The organism is Xylophilus rhododendri, from assembly GCF_009906855.1.
Taxonomy (GTDB): Bacteria; Pseudomonadota; Gammaproteobacteria; order Burkholderiales; family Burkholderiaceae_C; genus Xylophilus; species Xylophilus rhododendri.
Window position 1 is genome coordinate 802,135 of the sequence record NZ_CP047650.1, and the last position, 15,275, is coordinate 817,409.

Annotated in this window: 12 protein-coding genes and 2 pseudogenes; 10 read left to right on the top strand and 4 right to left on the bottom strand. The window is 68.7% G+C overall.

Annotation, left to right across the window (positions count from 1 at the left end; translation table 11 throughout):
- Positions 1 to 4: 4 nt before the first annotated feature.
- Positions 5 to 2,064 (top strand): annotated as a pseudogene (locus GT347_RS03800) (M3 family metallopeptidase).
- On the top strand, positions 2,061 to 2,681 hold the full coding sequence (locus GT347_RS03805; protein WP_160550697.1) for a glutaredoxin family protein: 621 nt from the start codon (positions 2,061 to 2,063) through the stop codon (positions 2,679 to 2,681). The pseudogene GT347_RS03800 and the gene GT347_RS03805 overlap by 4 nt, the downstream one beginning before the upstream one ends.
- Positions 2,682 to 2,685: 4 nt before the next feature.
- Here the strand turns inward: GT347_RS03805 and rpiA are convergent, their stop codons facing one another.
- Positions 2,686 to 3,396 (bottom strand): ribose-5-phosphate isomerase RpiA, encoded by a 711-nt coding sequence (gene rpiA / locus GT347_RS03810; RefSeq protein ID WP_160550698.1) that lies wholly within the window; start codon positions 3,394 to 3,396, stop codon positions 2,686 to 2,688.
- Between the two features lie 37 nt (positions 3,397 to 3,433).
- Between rpiA and GT347_RS03815 the strand changes: the two genes are divergently transcribed.
- Complete coding sequence (locus tag GT347_RS03815) at positions 3,434 to 4,486, top strand: quinone-dependent dihydroorotate dehydrogenase (RefSeq protein ID WP_160550699.1); 1,053 nt, start codon at positions 3,434 to 3,436, stop codon at positions 4,484 to 4,486.
- On the opposite strand, the gene GT347_RS03820 is transcribed toward GT347_RS03815, so the two are convergent.
- Positions 4,483 to 6,654 carry a putative bifunctional diguanylate cyclase/phosphodiesterase gene (locus GT347_RS03820; protein ID WP_407704159.1) on the bottom strand — a complete coding sequence of 724 codons (2,172 nt, stop codon included), beginning with the start codon at positions 6,652 to 6,654 and terminating at the stop codon, positions 4,483 to 4,485. The genes GT347_RS03815 and GT347_RS03820 overlap by 4 nt on opposite strands.
- A gap of 1,134 nt (positions 6,655 to 7,788) precedes the next feature.
- Positions 7,789 to 8,331, bottom strand: a complete 543-nt coding sequence (locus GT347_RS03825) for a Dps family protein (protein ID WP_160550700.1) — start codon at positions 8,329 to 8,331, stop codon at positions 7,789 to 7,791.
- A gap of 208 nt (positions 8,332 to 8,539) precedes the next feature.
- Between GT347_RS03825 and GT347_RS03830 the strand changes: the two genes are divergently transcribed.
- The 5 genes and pseudogenes from GT347_RS03830 to GT347_RS03850 form a co-directional block, all read left to right on the top strand.
- Positions 8,540 to 9,772, top strand: a complete 1,233-nt coding sequence (locus tag GT347_RS03830) for a SpoIIE family protein phosphatase (protein WP_160550701.1) — start codon at positions 8,540 to 8,542, stop codon at positions 9,770 to 9,772.
- A gap of 20 nt (positions 9,773 to 9,792) precedes the next feature.
- Positions 9,793 to 10,365, top strand: coding sequence for a SiaB family protein kinase (locus GT347_RS03835; RefSeq protein ID WP_160550702.1), 573 nt, complete (start codon positions 9,793 to 9,795; stop codon positions 10,363 to 10,365).
- A gap of 8 nt (positions 10,366 to 10,373) precedes the next feature.
- On the top strand, positions 10,374 to 10,763 hold the full coding sequence (locus GT347_RS03840; RefSeq protein WP_160550703.1) for a DUF1987 domain-containing protein: 390 nt from the start codon (positions 10,374 to 10,376) through the stop codon (positions 10,761 to 10,763).
- Positions 10,764 to 11,522: a GGDEF domain-containing protein gene (locus tag GT347_RS03845; RefSeq protein WP_160550704.1), complete on the top strand. Its 759-nt coding sequence runs from the start codon at positions 10,764 to 10,766 to the stop codon at positions 11,520 to 11,522.
- Between the two features lie 35 nt (positions 11,523 to 11,557).
- Positions 11,558 to 12,841 (top strand): annotated as a pseudogene (locus GT347_RS03850) (putative bifunctional diguanylate cyclase/phosphodiesterase); the annotation flags it as partial.
- Here GT347_RS03850 and GT347_RS03855 read toward each other — a convergent pair.
- Positions 12,822 to 14,306: an aminotransferase-like domain-containing protein gene (locus tag GT347_RS03855; protein ID WP_160550706.1), complete on the bottom strand. Its 1,485-nt coding sequence runs from the start codon at positions 14,304 to 14,306 to the stop codon at positions 12,822 to 12,824. The pseudogene GT347_RS03850 and the gene GT347_RS03855 overlap by 20 nt on opposite strands.
- A gap of 172 nt (positions 14,307 to 14,478) precedes the next feature.
- Between GT347_RS03855 and GT347_RS03860 the strand changes: the two genes are divergently transcribed.
- Together GT347_RS03860 and GT347_RS03865 are read left to right on the top strand one after the other, a co-directional pair.
- On the top strand, positions 14,479 to 14,835 hold the full coding sequence (locus GT347_RS03860; protein WP_160550707.1) for a hypothetical protein: 357 nt from the start codon (positions 14,479 to 14,481) through the stop codon (positions 14,833 to 14,835).
- Positions 14,836 to 14,914: 79 nt separating this feature from the next.
- The gene (locus GT347_RS03865) at positions 14,915 to 15,208 is read left to right on the top strand and encodes a hypothetical protein (RefSeq protein ID WP_160550708.1); all 294 of its coding nucleotides are present in this window, start codon (positions 14,915 to 14,917) and stop codon (positions 15,206 to 15,208) included.
- Positions 15,209 to 15,275 lie beyond the last annotated feature (67 nt).

A 15,275-nucleotide genomic window follows, 5' to 3' on the forward strand; every position in this document is an offset into this window, starting at 1 on the left:
GGGCATGACCAACGCCCTCCTCGACTTCTCCCACCTGCCCCTGTTCGACCGCGTCCGTCCCGAGGACGTCGCCCCCGCCACCGACCAGCTGATGGCCGAGGCGAGCCAGGCCCTGGAGACCGTCACCGCGCCGGACTTCCCCGCCGACTGGACGGAGATCTCCAAGGTGCTCGACGTGGCCACCGAACGCCTGGGCCGCGCCTGGGGCGTGGTCGGCCACCTGAACGCCGTGGCGGACACCCCCGAACTGCGCGCCGCCTACAACGCGGCCATGCCCAAGGTCACCGAGTTCTGGACCCGCCTGGGCGCCGACGAACGCCTCTACGCCAAGTACAAGGCGATCGACACCGCCACGCTCGACGCCGAGCAGCGCCAGGCCCACCGCAACGCCATGCGCAACTTCGTGCTGTCGGGCGCCGAACTGCAGGGCGCCGCGCGCGAGCGTTTCGCCGAGCTGCAGGAACGCCAGGCCGAACTCGGCCAGAAGTTCAGCGAGAACGCCCTCGACGCCACCGACGCCTTCGCCTACTACGCCACGCTCGAAGAGCTGGCCGGCGTGCCCGACGACGCCATCCAGGGCGCCCGCGCCGCCGCCCAGGCCGATGGCCGCGAGGGCTACAAGATCACCCTCAAGATGCCGAGCTACCTGCCGGTGATGCAGTTCGCGCACAGCTCCGAGCTGCGCCAGAAGCTCTACACGGCCTATGCCACCCGCGCCAGCGACATCGGCACCGAGGAGCAGCGCAAGTTCGACAACAGCGCCATCATCCAGGAGACCCTGGCCCTGCGCCGCGAGGAAGCCCGCCTGCTGGGCTACGACAACTTCGCCGAAGTCTCGCTGGTGCCCAAGATGGCCGAGTCGCCCGCCGAAGTGATCGCCTTCCTGCGCGACCTCGGCAAACGCGCAAAACCATACGGCGAACAGGACGTGGCCGACATGCGCGCCTTCGCCGCAGAAAAGCTCGGCCTGGCCGACCCGCAGCCCTGGGACTGGACCTACATCTCCGAGAAACTCAAGGAAGAGCGCTATGCCTTCAGCGAGCAGGAGGTCAAGCAGTACCTGCCGGCGCCCAAGGCCCTGGCCGGCCTGTTCAAGATCGTCGAGACCCTGTTCGGCGTGCAGATCCAGCGCGACGAGGCGCCGGTCTGGCATCCCTCGGTGGAGTTCTACCGCATCGAACGCGCCCGCCCGGACGGCCATGCGCCCATGCTGGTCGGCCAGTTCTATCTCGACCCGTCCGCCCGCGCCGGCAAGCGCGGCGGCGCCTGGATGGACGACGTGCGTTCGCGCTGGCTGCGCCCCGACGACGGCCGGCTGCAGACCCCATCGCCCAGCTGGTCTGCAACTTCGGCGAAGGCCTGGACGGCAAGCCGCCCATGCTCACGCACGACGACGTGATCACCCTCTTCCACGAGTTCGGCCACGGCCTGCAGCACATGCTGACCCAGGTCAACGAGCGGGACGTCTCCGGCATCAACGGCGTGGAATGGGATGCGGTGGAGCTGCCCAGCCAGTTCATGGAGAACTTCGTCTGGGAATGGGATGTGCTGCGCCACATGACCGCCCATGCCGACACCGGCGAGCCGCTGCCGCGCGAGCTGTTCGACAAGATGCTCAAGGCCAAGAACTTCCAGAGCGGCCTGGCCACGCTGCGCCAGGTGGAGTTCGCCCTGTTCGACATGCTGCTGCACTCCAGCCACGACCCGGCCGAGGATTTCAAGCCCCTGCTGCAGGCCGTGCGCGAGGAAGTGGCCGTGCTGCCCTCGCCGTCCTTCAGCCGCAGTGCCCACACCTTCAGCCATATCTTCGCGGGCGGCTATGCGGCCGGCTACTACAGCTACAAGTGGGCCGAGGTGCTGAGCGCCGATGCCTACGCGGCTTTCGAAGAGGCCGCCGGCCCGCAGGGCGAGCCCGATGCCGAGACCGGCCGGCGCTACCGCGAGGCCATCCTCGAATCCGGCGGCAGCCGCTCGGCCATGGAGTCCTTCAAGGCCTTCCGCGGCCGCGCGCCCAGCATCGACGCGCTGCTGCGCCACCAGGGCATGGCCCCCGCCGCGCAATGAAACGGATCGCCTTCGCACTGCTGCTGGCCGCCGCGGCGGGCGCCCAGGCCCAGCAGGTCTACCGCATCGTCGGCCCGGACGGCCGGGTGACCTTCTCGGATCGTCCTGCCACCAGCCTGGCCGACCAGGCGCCGGCCGGCACCGCCACGCCGGTCGATACGCCGGCCGCGTCCGTCAACACCGCCGCGCTGCCCTACGAACTGCGCCAGGTGGTGCAGCGCTACCCGGTGACGCTCTACACCTCCGACGGTTGCGCGCCCTGCAACGACGGCCGCTCGCTGCTGCGCTCGCGCGGCGTGCCCTTCGTGGAAAAGACCGTCACCACGGCCGCCGACAGCGAGGCCCTGACCCGCATCAGCGGCGGCACCTCGATTCCCTTCGCCACCATCGGCGCGCAGGCGCTGCAGGGCTTCTCCAGCGCCGAATGGAGCCAGTACCTGGACCTGGCCGGTTATCCCAAGCAGTCGCAACTGCCCGCCACCTACCGGGCTCCGCCCGCCGCGCCGCTGGTGACGGTGGCCGCGCCCCGGTCCGCCTCGCCTGCAGCGGCGGCCGGCCAGCCGTCGCGCTCGGCGCCCTCCGCGCCGCCGCGCAACCCGGCCGGCATCCAGTTCTGAGCGACTAGAACAGCAGCGTCTGCACGCCGGCCGGGCTGGCCAGCAGGCAGACGTTGGCGCGCTGGTGGGCGAACACGCCCACCGTGACCACGCCGGGCCACTGGTTGACCTCGGACTCGAAACCCAGCGGATCGGTGATCCGCAGGCCGCGCACGTCCAGGATGTGCTGGCCGTTGTCGGTCACCAGCGGCTGGCCGTCCTTCAGGCGCAGCGTGGCTTCGCCGCCCAGGGCCGCGAAGGAGCGGGCGATGCGCTGCGCGGCCATGGGGATCACCTCCACCGGCAGCGGGAACCTGCCCAGCACCTCGACCTGCTTGGAGGCATCGGCGATGCAGACGAACTGCCGCGCCAGCGCCGCGACGATCTTCTCGCGCGTCAGCGCCGCGCCGCCGCCCTTGACCATATGGCCCTTGCCGTCGATCTCGTCGGCGCCGTCGATGTAGACGGCCAGCGACTCGACCTCGTTGGCATCCAGCACCGGAATGCCCAGGGCCTGCAGCCGCTCGGTGCTGGCCAGGGAGCTGGAGACCGCGCCGGGGATCTGGTCGCGCATGCTCGCCAGCGCCTCGATGAACTTGTTGACGGTGGAGCCGGTGCCCACCCCCACGATCTGGCCGGGCACCACGTAGGCCAGTGCGGCGCGGCCGACCTGGGCCTTGAGTTCATCCTGGGTGGAAGCTGCGATGGGGGCGGTATTCGGGGAGGGTGTCGTCATGGGAGAAAATCCGGCGCTGTTGATCCGGAATTATCCAATGCCCCTGCTGCCCTATCCGCTTGTCCGCCCCCTGCTCTTCCAACTCGATGCGGAAGCCGCGCACGATCTCACCATCGACTGGCTGGAGCGCGGCCAGAACACCCCGCTGCAGGCCCTGTGGAAACAGCCCCTGGTGCAGGACCCGATCCGCCTGGCCGGCCTGGACTTCCCCAACCGCATCGGCATGGCCGCCGGCCTGGACAAGAACGCCCGCTGCATCGATGCGCTGGGTGCCATGGGTTTCGGCTCGGTGGAGGTGGGCACGGTCACGCCCAAGCCGCAGCCAGGCAATCCCAAGCCGCGCATCTTCCGCCTGCCGCAGGCCGAGGCGCTGATCAACCGTTTCGGCTTCAACAACCTGGGCCTGGACGTGTTCCTGCAGAACGTCGCCCGCTCGCGCCTGCGCCAGCGCAAGTCGCCGATGGTGCTGGGCCTGAACATCGGCAAGAACGCCGCCACGCCGATCGAGCGCGCCACGGACGACTACCTGATCTGCCTGGACGGCGTGTACCCGCATGCCGACTACGTGGTGGTCAACATCAGCTCGCCCAACACCAAGAACCTGCGGGCGCTGCAGTCCGACGAGGCGCTGGACGGCCTGCTCGCCGCCGTCTCCACCCGGCGGGCGCAGCTGGCCGAAACCCATGGCAAACGTGTGCCGCTGTTCGTGAAGATCGCGCCCGATCTGGATGAGCTGCAGGTGCAGGCCATCGCCGATGCGCTGCTGCGCCACGGCATGGACGGCGTGATCGCCAGCAACACCGCGCTGGACCGCAGCGCCATCCAGGGCATGCCGCATGCCGAGGAGGCCGGCGGCCTGTCCGGCCGGCCGGTGCAGGTGGCGAGCAACCGGGTGATCGCCGGCCTGCGCGCGCGCCTGGGCGCCGGTTTTCCCATCATCGGCGTGGGCGGCATCATGAGCGGCGAGGACGCGCTCGCCAAGCTGCGCGCCGGGGCGGACATGGTGCAGGTCTACACCGGCTTCATCTACCGCGGCCCGGCGCTGGTGCCGGAAGTGGCCCGGGCGCTGCGCGACGCTCGCCGGGCCTAACCCGCCATCGCCGGCACCACGCCGCCGGCCGCACCTATGCCGGCCATCATCGCCTCCACCGGCGCCGGCCGGCTGAAGTAATAGCCCTGGAAGGCGCGGCAGCCGCTGCGCCGCAGGAAGTCGAGCTGGCCCGCGGTTTCGACGCCCTCCGCCACCACCGCCAGGTCCAGGCTCTCGGCCAGGGCCAGGATGGTGCGCACGATGGCCGCATCGTTGGGGTCGGTGAGCACGTCGCGCACGAAGGACTGGTCGATCTTCAGCTGGTCCAGCGGCAGGCGCTTCAAGTAGCTCAGCGACGAATAGCCGGTGCCGAAGTCGTCCAGCGAGAAGCCCACGCCATGCGCCTTGAGCGCCGTCATCTTGCCGATGATGTCCTCGACGTCGCTCAGCAGCAGGCTCTCGGTCAGCTCGATTTTCAGCCGGTCCGGCCGCGCGCCGGTGCGCTCCAGCACACCCAGCACCGTCGCCACGAAATCGACCTGGCGGAACTGCCGCGCACTCACGTTGACCGCCAGCGTCAGCTCCCGGGTCGCGGGCTGCGCGCCCCAGCGCACCAGCTGCTCGCATGCCGTCTCCAGCACCCAGTTGCCGACCGGCAGGATCAGCCCGGTCTGCTCGGCCAGCGGAATGAACTCGCCCGGCATGACCATGCCGCGCACCGGATGCTGCCAGCGCAGCAGCACCTCGGCGCCGGTCAGGCGGCTCTGCTCGTTGACCACCGGCTGGAAGAACAGCAGCAGCTCATGGTTGCCGATGGCCGAGCGCAGGTCGGCCTCCAGCGCCGAGCGGGCGGTGACCGCCTCCTGCATCTCCGGCTGGAAGAAGCAGATGGTGTTGCGGCCGGCCGCCTTGGCCTGGTACATGGCCAGGTCGGCGCGCTTGAGCAGGTCGTCCACGCTCTCGATGTCGCCGTCGAAGAAGGCGATGCCGACGCTGGGCGTGCTGTGGTGCTGGTAGCCCTCCAGCAGATAGGGATGGTTGAGCGCCTCCAGCACATGCCGGGCGACGGCCGACACCGCCTGCGTGGCCTCGTCGTCGGCATGGGGCAGGCCTTCGAGCATCACCACGAACTCGTCGCCGCCCAGGCGCGCCACCGTGTCGCCGGGCCGGGCGCAGCTGACGATGCGGTTGGCCACCCGCTCCAGCAGCGAGTCGCCCACGTCGTGGCCCATGGTGTCGTTCAGGTCCTTGAAGTTGTCCAGGTCGATGAAGAGCAGCGCGCCGCGCTGGGTGCGCTCGCGGCAGCGGTCGAGCGCCCCGGTGAGGCGGTCCAGCAGCAGGCGGCGGTTGGGCAGGCCGGTGAGCGCATCGTAGAAGGCCAGGCGCTCGATCTCGTCCTCCACCCGCTTGCGTTCGGTGATGCTGCGGCCGATGCCGCGGTAGCCGCCGAAACGGCCTTCCTTGTCGAAGATGGGCGCACCGCTGATCGACACCCAGTAGATGTTGCCGTGGGTGTCCAGGCGCTGCAGCTCCAGGTCGTGGAACACCTCGTGCGCATCGAGCGTGGCGCGGTGGCGGGCCCATTGCGCATCGGTCATGTTGAGCGCGCCCAGGTCCCAGCGCGTCAGGCCGATGTTGTCTTCCTTGGGCAGGCCGATCTCGGTGTCGGAATAACCTTCGAAATGCATGAAGCGGTGGTGCTCGTCCAGCTCCCAGTACCAGTCGGAGGACAGCTCGGTCAAGGCGCGGAAGCGGGCCTCGCTCTGGCGCAGCGCCTCCTCGGCGCGGCGGTGCGGCGTGATGTCCATGTGCGCGCCCACGATGCGCAGCGGCACGCCGTGCTCGTCGCGCGCCATCACCTTGCCGCGGTCCTGCAGCCAGATCCAGTGGCCCAGGCGGTGGCGCAGGCGGAACTCCACCTGGTGCACGGTGGCGTCGTTCTCCCAGTACCGCGCGATGGCCGCGCGCAGGCGGGCCAGGTCCTCGGGATGGACCAGCGCCTGCCAGTCTTCCGGGCCCTTGCCGATCTCGCCGACCGACATGCCCAGCATGTCGTACCAGCGCTGGTTGAAGTCGACCCGGCGGCCGGCCACGTCCCAGTCCCACAGCCCGATGTCGGCGCCGGCCAGGATGAAGTCCAGGCGCTCGGCCTGCGAGCGTTGTTCCTGCAGCTCCTCGAACTGTCGGATCTCGCGCTCGCGGCGGCGTCGCTGGAAGACATGCAGCATCACGCTGCACAGGAGCGTGGTGCTCAGGAAGACCGCCAGGAAGGCGGTAGACCGGCCGCGCCAGCCGGCCTGGATCGCGGTGCGCGAACGGCTGGCCACCACGAAGAGCGGCTGGTCGAGCTGCATGGTGCCGGCGTGGACCTGGTAGCGCGTCAGCAGCCGGTCGCGGCCGGGGGCGTCCAGGGACTCGGTCTCGCCGCCCGCGCCGGAGACGCTGGAGAGCACCTCGCCGTCGCGCGTCGCCAGGGTCATGCGCATGTCGGGCGCATAGACGATGGAGGACAGCATCGCGGCCAGGCGCTCCTCGTCCAGCACCGCGTAAGTCACGCCGGCGAACTGCGCGCCGTCGAAGATGATGCGCACCACCACCACGCCCCGGGGCGCATCGGCCTGGCCGGATGCCGGCAGGCGCGAGATGCGCAGCACCTGGCCCTCGTCGACATGGGCGCGGGCTTCGCGGAAGAAGCGCTGGTCCTGCACGCTGCGGCCGACGAAGTCCCGGTCGGTGGCGGCCCGCACGATGCCCTGGGCATCGACCAGATTGAAGTGCGCCACCGAGGGCACCAGCCGCGCCAGCCCGCGCAGGCGGCGCGAGGTGCGCTCGTCGGCGTCGCTGCGGTCGAAGATCTCCGGTGCGTCGCGCACCCCGTCGAGCGCGCCGGCCAGGCTGAAGAGTTGCGAGCCCAGCCGTTCGTCGAGGATGCGCACCTGGGATTCGAGGCGCCGGCGTTCGTAGTTGCCGGTGCGTTCGCGCTCCTGCCAGGACACATAGCCGCCATAGGCGCCCAGCGCCAGCAGCCCCGCCAGCAGGAACAGCCACTCCCATGCGACACGGCCGAAGCGGCTGCGTGACTGGAGGGCGGAAAAGGCGGGCAAACCGGCGCGTGCCATCCGTCCTACCGGAAGGCCCTGGTTTCAAGCATCGATCGGATCGAACCGCGCACGTCGCAAACCTGCCATTCAGACGTAGAACACCCCCATGGGATGACATGGGGAGTACGTCCAGAGGCCCGGCCCGGATGCAAAAGCCCGGGCTCAGGCGCGGCACTTCCCGCTGCAGACGCGAAACGGGTCGAATAAACCCACTGTCACGTCGGTTTCTAGTTTACACGCTGATGCAGGTCCGACCCGGTTCTATCCGGCCGTGGGGCGGCTGGACTCGAAGAGGAACCAGGTGCGGCGCTCGGTCTCGTCGATCCAGTTCTCCAGCAGGCTGGAGGAAGCGATGTCGCGGTGCTCGTCGGTCACGTTGTGGGCCTCGCGCAGCCGCCCGGCCAGCACCTGGTTGTCCTCGCGCAGCTCGGCCAGCATGTCCAGCGGATCGACATAGTCGGCGTCGTTGTCGGCGATGCGCTGCATGCGGGCGATGTGGCCGATGGAACGCAGCGTGGTGCCGCCCACCTTGCGGATGCGTTCGGCCAGCGGATCGGTCATGGCGAAGAGCTGGTCGCCCTGTTCGTCGAGCAGCAGGTGGTAGTCGCGGAAGTGCGGGCCGCTCATGTGCCAGTGGAAGTTCTTGGTCTTCAGGTAGAGCGCGAACACATCGGCCAGCACGCCGTTGAGGGCGGCGGCGATGTCGGTGGCGGCGGCCGCGCCCAGGTCGCTGGGCGTGCCCAGGGGGCGAAGCCGGCGGGCGCGCAGTTCGGCGGCCTGGTTGTCGGTCGGGTGATGGCTCATGGCTTTTCCTTGTGGACGGTTGGTTCGATGCATCGGCGCCACACTGTGCCGATGCGCGGGCGGCACCGTTTTGATTTCGGTCATGGATGGTGCAGGCAGCCGGCGGCCCCGGTCTATTGGCCATAAGAGGGTGGGCGGAACACGCGGCCGTCATAAATGTTTCATGACATCGAAATACGATTTGTGACAAACCACTTTGGCGCGTGCCATGGCCGAAGCCAGCGAATACCTCAGCGAATTCCGCCCCCGTCTCCAGCAGCCCAATGCCGAGGCGCTCTGCAATCCCGCACCCTGTCTCACCGCGGACGAGACCAATGACAAGGTGCTGGAGATCTTCACGCGCCTGCGGGACCTGAGCAGCCTGCCGGTGGTCGAGGGCAATCGGCCGATCGGCCTGATCAACCGCAACATCTTCCTGTCGCAGATGAGCCAGCCCTTCCGGCAGGAGCTCTACGGCAAGAAGAGCTGCATCGCCTTCATGGACAAGGAACCGCTGGTGGTCGATGCCGACCTGGGCCTGGAGGCGCTGACCTTCAAGGCGGTGGCGCACGGCGAGAAGGCGCTGGCCGACGGTTTCATCATCACCCGCGAAGGCGAATTCGTCGGCGTGGGCAGCGGCCTGCAGCTGATGCAGGTGGTGGCGGACCTGCAGGCCTCGCGCAACCGCCAGATCATGCACAGCATCGAATACGCCAGCGTGATCCAGCAATCCACGCTGCGCAGTTCGCGCGAGGCCCTGGCCCGCGCCTGCCCCGAGGCAGCCCTGGTGTGGGAGCCGCGCGATGTCGTCGGCGGCGACTTCTACCAGTTCAGCGTGCAGCCCGAGGGCTGGCTGGGCACGGTGGCCGACTGCACCGGCCATGGCGTGCCGGGCGCCTTCATGACGCTGATCGCCTCCACCAGCCTGAACCAGGCGATCGAGCAGCACGGCCCGCGCGATCCGGCGCGGCTGCTGGGCAGCGTCAACCGCAGCATCAAGCAGATGCTCGGCCAGATGGACGGCAAGGACGGCACGCCGGGCTCCGACGACGGCATGGACGCCGCCTGCTTCTGGTTCGAACCCGCCGCCGGCCGGCTGGTGTTCGCCGGCGCCCGCCTGGCGCTCTTCGTGCTGCGGCCGGGCGCAGAAGAAGTCGACACCACCGAAGGCCAGCGCAAGGGCGTGGGTTATGTGGACAGCGAATTCGACTTCGCCTGGGCCAACCAGGAACTGACCGTGCCGCCGGGCAGCCTGGTGTTCGTCACCACCGACGGCCTGATCGACCAGATCGGCGGCCCGCGCGCCCTGGCCTTCGGCAAGCGCCGCCTGCGCGAGCTGTTGCTGACCCAGCGCGATCAGCCCGCCGCCCAGGTCAACGAGGCCGTCAGCCAGGCCCTGCGCGACTGGCAGGCGCAGAACCACCGCCGCGACGACCTCACCTTCTTCTGCTTTCGCGCCTGATTCACCCCGAGATTGCCACCATGCCTTCCCCATTGATCACCGAAAAATACGGCTCGTTTTTCAATCTCGCGCGGCAGCACCAGGTCATTTTTTATTATGTCGGGTATTTTTCCCAACATATCGTGGCGGCGATGGCGGATGCGGTGAAACTGCAGCTCGAAGTCTCCGGCGTGGCCGGCCCGACGCGCCGCAAGCTGTTCTCGTCCTTCATCGAGATGGCACAGAACATCATTCATTATTCGTCCGACTCGCTGACGCCCCACACCCACAGCGACGGCGAATTGCGCCACGGCTCGGTGTGCATCCGGCGCGAGGACGACGGCAGTTTCCAGCTGCTCTGCGCCAACCCGGTGGAGCAGCGCATCGCCGACGAACTGCGCGTCAAGCTCGACGCGCTGCGCGCCATGACGCTGGAAGAAATCAAGCAGGCCTATCGCCAGACGCTGCGCGATGAAACGCCCGAAGGCAGCAAGGGCGCAGGCATCGGCCTTCTCACCGTGGCGCGTGACGCCCGTGCGCCGCTGGATTTCGATTTCGAGCCAGCCGACAACACCGGTGCCGCGCCGGTGTTCTATCTCAAGGCCACGATCTGAGAAACAAGATGGACAACCTTTATATCGCCCCGACGCCCAGCACTCCTGAAGTGGATTTCAAATTCGACGCGCACCGCCTGAGCCTGCGCGGCGAATCCTATCCGGAAAATGCCGCGGCGTTCTACGGCGACATCATCGCCAAACTCAAAGATTATCTCGGCGGACAACAGAGCGAGAAAATCGAGGTGAATATCGCGCTGGCGTATTTCAACAGCTCCAGCACCAAGATGCTGTTCAACCTGATCGAGGCGCTCAACGATGCCGTCGACACCGGCAACCAGGTGCAGCTGAACTGGTTCCACGACGAGGAAGACGACACCATCCTGGAGTTCGGCCAGGAGTTGAGCGAAGACTTCACCTCCATCGAATTCGTCAGCCACGCGGTGAGGCCGAGCTAGATGAACGCCCAGGCCCTGCCGACCGATATCTTCGAGGCCGAGACCCGGGCGCTGGAAGTGGCGCGGGCCGCGCATGACAGCGCCTCGGCCGCCGGCGATGCGGCTGGAGCGCGCTCCCATCAGGCCCTCGGCGAACTGCTGTCGGCCTATGAACGGCTGCTGCGCGAAACCCGCCGCCTGGTGCGCCGCAGCGACCGCACCGAGCGCGAGATGAGCCAGCTCAACCAGCGCCTGCAGGACCTGGCCACCGAACTGGAATACCGCGCCACCCACGACCCCCTGACCGCCGTGCTCAACCGGGCGGCCATCATCGAGCGGGTCAACGGCTGCTTCGAGCGGCAGGACCTGTCGCTGGTGGTGCTGGACATCGACCACTTCAAGCGCATCAACGACAGCTTCGGCCATCCGGTGGGCGATACCGTCATCGTCGGCGTGGTGCACTGCCTGAAGAACGTGGTGCCGGAAAGCGCCCATGTCGGGCGGGTCGGCGGCGAGGAATTCACCGTGCTGCTGCCCGGCCAGGGTCCCGAGGAAGCGGTGGCCGTGGCCGACGCGATGCGGCGCTGCATCGAAAGCCATGACTTCGCCCTGCCCGACGGCAGCGACATCACCGCCAGTTTCGGCGTGAGCTGGGCCGCCCGCGGCGGCCGCTTCGACGATGCCTACAACCTGGCCGACGAGGCGCTCTACGCCGCCAAGCGAGGCGGCCGCAACCGGGTGGAACTGGCCGCGATCCAGCAGGCGATGCCGGCGTCATGACCCAGATCATTCCCGCACCGAGCCGCGCGGCCACCCGCCGCCGCGACTCCACCTACTTCGATCAGCTGGTGCAACTGCCCAACCGGGCGCACTTCGTCAAGCAGGTGGATGAATGCGTGCGCCGCCGCAGCGGCCACCACATCCTGGCGCTGCTCGACATCGACGACTTCAGCGCCGCCAACGAGGTGATGGGCCACCGCTTCGGCGACCGCCTGCTGGCCACCGTGGCCGAATGCCTGGCCCGCGCCCTGCCGGAAGGCGTGCTGCTGGCCCGCGTCGGACCCGACACCTTCGGTGTGCTCGGCGCGGTGGCCCGGGTGGAGCCGCGGCATCTGCTCGACTGCGTGCGCCAGCCGCTGATCGTCGAAGGTGTGCCCTACAAGGTCTCGCTGACCTGCGGTTATGTGCTGCTGCCCAGCGACGTGCAGGCCGGCGCCGACCTGGTGAAGGACGCCACCATCGCGCTCAAGCGCGCCAAGCGCGACCACCGCGGCGAATACGTGCAGTACCTCGACCACATGGGCACCGAGGCGCGCGCCCGCGCCCTGCTGCTGTCGAACCTGCGCGCGGCCATCGACGACAAGCTGCTGTTCCTGGCCTACCAGCCGCAGATCGACCTGCAGACCGGCACCGTGATCGGGCTGGAGGCGCTGCTGCGCTGGCGCACCCGCGAGGGCAGCTTCGTGCCGCCCGACCAATTCATCCCGGTGGCCGAGGCCTCGGGCCTGATCGTGCCGCTGGGCCGCTGGGTGCTGTCCACCGCCTGCCAGGCGATGCGCCGGCTGATCGATGCCGGCTGCGCGCCGCAGCGCATGGCGGTCAATGTGTCGATGGTGCAGCTGCGCGATCCGGGCTTCTACAGCGCCGTCTGCGCCGCCCTGCTGGGCGGCGGGCTGCAGGGCCGGCACCTGGAGCTGGAGATCACCGAATCGGTGGCGGTGCTGCCCACCCAGCAGCTCGAAGCCACGCTGTCGGCGCTGCGGGCCATGGGCATCTCGATCGCCATCGACGATTTCGGCACCGGTTATTCCTCGCTCAGCCGCCTGGAGCGCCTGCCGCTGGACCGCATCAAGATCGACCGCTCCTTCGTCAGCCAGCTCAGCCAGCCGCCGGGCGGCCGCATCGCGGAAATGGTGGCCCAGCTCGGCCGCAAGCTCGGGCTGCAGGTGCTGGCCGAAGGCATCGAGGACGAGGCCACCTGGAAGGCCCTGCTGTCCATCGGCTGCCAGCAGGGCCAGGGCTATCACATCGCCCGGCCGATGGCCGAGGCCGACATCCTGGCCTGGCTGCAGGAACGCGTCAAAGCATCGCGCGGATGAGCTGCCCCAGCTCGACGTAGGCCTGCTCCACCGCGGGCGAGAAGGGCATGCCGCAGCTCAGGCGGATGAATCGTTCATAACGGCCGCTGTTGGAGAACATCGGCCCCGGCGCGATGCGGATGCCGCGCGCCAGCGCCTGCTCGTGCAGCAGCGTGGACGACGCGCCGTCCGGCAGTTCCAGCCACAGGCTGAGGCCGCCCGGCGGCAGGCTCAGGTGCACCCCCGGCGGGAAATGGCTGGCGATGGCCTGGGCGCTGGCCTCGCGCTGGGTGCGCAGTTCCGAACGCAGCTTGCGCAGCCGCCGGTCGAAGGACGGCGCGCTGACGCCCCGCGCCGCCAGCAGCTGCGACCAGCTCTGCATGTTGCGGGTGCGGGCGTACTTCAGCATCTGCACCCGGGTGTGCCAGCGGCCGGCGTTCATCCAGCCCTGGCGCAGGCCGGGGGCGAAGGTCTTGTTGAAGGAGGCGCAGTAGATCACCTGGCCTTCGGTGTCCCAGGCCTTGATCGGGCGCGCGGGATGGGTGGACTCGACCAGGTCGCGGTAGATGTCGTCCTCGATCAGCGCCAGGTCGTGTTCGGTGCAGAAGGCCAGCAGGCGCTGCTTGTGCGAATCGGGCATGACGCAGCCGGTGGGCATCTGCAGGTGCGGCACCACGATCACCGCCTTGATGCGCGGCTGGCTGCGCACCGCCAGCTCCAGCGCCTCCAGCGAGATGCCGGTGTGCGGGCTGCTGGGGATCTCCAGGGTGCGCAGCCCCTGCGTCTCGATGCCCTGCAGCAGGCCGAAGAAGGTGGGCGATTCCACCGCCACGATGTCACCCGGCTGGGTGACCGCGGCCAATGCCAGGTTCACCGCTTCCGAATTGCCCAGGGTGGCCATCACCTCTTCCGGCGCGATGCGCACGCCGCAGTCCAGCGCATGGCGGGCCATGGCGGCCTGGAATTCCGGATGCGTGCCGCGGATGGTGGCGCCGCGCAGCAGGATGTTGGGCTGCTCGCGCAGCAGCGCCGTCGCCAGGCGGTTGAGCGAGGCCGCGTCGAACAGCTCGGGCGCCGGCATGGCCGTGCCGAGGTCGATCTTCACATCGGCCTGCCGCGCCTTCTCCAGGAACAGCGAGATGCGGGGATTGATGCCGCTGAAGGGCGAGGCATCGATGTCGGTGGGGCTCTCCATCTCCAGGCTGGGCTCGCGTGCCGCCGGCAGCCGGGCCAGAGCCGGCTGGCGCACGAAGTAACCCACGCGCGGCCGGGCTTCGAGCTGGCCCTGCTCCTCCATCCACCGCAAGGCCTGCAGGCCGGTGGACAGGCTGACCTGGTGGCGCAGCATCAGTTCGCGCACCGAGGGCATGCGGCTGCCCGGCGGCAGCGCGCCCTGCTCGATCGCCGAGCCGTAATGGCCGGCCAGTTGGCGGTACAGCAGTTCCTGATGCGGGGCGGCCTTGGCCGGGGTCGGGGATGACAGCATCGGGCCAATATCGCATCGTTGCCGCTGTACCGCAACAGATACAGCTACCGTGAATTCCGGGCAGAACAGAACAGATTCAAATGCACTGATACGGTCGCTTCTGTTGTGGTCTGTGCCTGCCCTTCGAGGCAGCCAAAACCTACAGTGGAGTCTCCTAATACGGGAGATCACCATGTCTCTGAACAACCCTCTTTTGCAATCGATCGCCGCCCACCAAGAGCAACTCATCCACCTGGAAACCGGCAGCGAAGTGCGCTGCGTCGCCGGCTCGCTGCGCCTGCAGCTGGTCCACGAAGGACTCGCCATGACGCTGTCCGCCGGCCAGGCCACGCGTGTTCCGGCCGCCCAGTGGGTGGCGCTGGAAGGGCTGCAAGGCGCGCGTTTCTCGGTGCAGTGTCACGCTGATGAAGTGGCCTCGCAGCCGGTGCTGCCGGTGCAACAGGGCCGTGCGGCCCAGGCCGGCATCTGGCACACGGTGGCGGCAGCGCTGGCGCGGCTGACGCAGCGGCGCGGCCCTCGCACGGCCTGAGGACGGCGCAGCGCGGGCTGCGTGGTGGGTTTTAAATCTGGATACAGATGAATGATTTCTGAATGGTAAGTTCAGCTTCATGAATGTGATCGCCGGAATCCCCACCACCTCGCTCGCAGCGCTTTTCCTGGGACTGGGCGTGGCGGGGCTGGTCCTGTTTCTCTGTTTCGACAAGCTGCCCCGCAAGCTGGCGCTTGCGGCCGCCGTCGCATTCGCCCTGGCGGAGCTATCGACCCTGTCCGTGGTGTCGGTGGGCCTTGCCTACGACCCGATGGAGCGGGGCCCGATGCCGCAGGCCCAGGCCGAGGCGCAGCGCGCGCCCGGCCAGCAGTCGGCGCAGACGTCACGGCCGAACACAGCCTCCGGGACCTGAGGCGACATCCTTCTTCCTGCGCGCGCACCGGCCAGCACCGGCCGGGCGGGCATTCGGTGGACATCCG

Excerpts from the sequence above, each read along its gene's own strand:
- GT347_RS03805 (WP_160550697.1), top strand. The coding sequence starts at position 2,061 with ATGAAACGGATCGCCTTCGCACTGCTGCTGGCCGCCGCGGCGGGCGCC.
- rpiA (WP_160550698.1), bottom strand. The coding sequence starts at position 3,396 with ATGACGACACCCTCCCCGAATACCGCCCCCATCGCAGCTTCCACCCAG.
- GT347_RS03815 (WP_160550699.1), top strand. The coding sequence starts at position 3,434 with ATGCCCCTGCTGCCCTATCCGCTTGTCCGCCCCCTGCTCTTCCAACTC.
- GT347_RS03820 (WP_407704159.1), bottom strand. The coding sequence starts at position 6,654 with ATGCTGCATGTCTTCCAGCGACGCCGCCGCGAGCGCGAGATCCGACAG.
- GT347_RS03825 (WP_160550700.1), bottom strand. The coding sequence starts at position 8,331 with ATGAGCCATCACCCGACCGACAACCAGGCCGCCGAACTGCGCGCCCGC.
- GT347_RS03830 (WP_160550701.1), top strand. The coding sequence starts at position 8,540 with ATGGCCGAAGCCAGCGAATACCTCAGCGAATTCCGCCCCCGTCTCCAG.
- GT347_RS03835 (WP_160550702.1), top strand. The coding sequence starts at position 9,793 with ATGCCTTCCCCATTGATCACCGAAAAATACGGCTCGTTTTTCAATCTC.
- GT347_RS03840 (WP_160550703.1), top strand. The coding sequence starts at position 10,374 with ATGGACAACCTTTATATCGCCCCGACGCCCAGCACTCCTGAAGTGGAT.
- GT347_RS03845 (WP_160550704.1), top strand. The coding sequence starts at position 10,764 with ATGAACGCCCAGGCCCTGCCGACCGATATCTTCGAGGCCGAGACCCGG.
- GT347_RS03855 (WP_160550706.1), bottom strand. The coding sequence starts at position 14,306 with ATGCTGTCATCCCCGACCCCGGCCAAGGCCGCCCCGCATCAGGAACTG.
- GT347_RS03860 (WP_160550707.1), top strand. The coding sequence starts at position 14,479 with ATGTCTCTGAACAACCCTCTTTTGCAATCGATCGCCGCCCACCAAGAG.
- GT347_RS03865 (WP_160550708.1), top strand. The coding sequence starts at position 14,915 with ATGAATGTGATCGCCGGAATCCCCACCACCTCGCTCGCAGCGCTTTTC.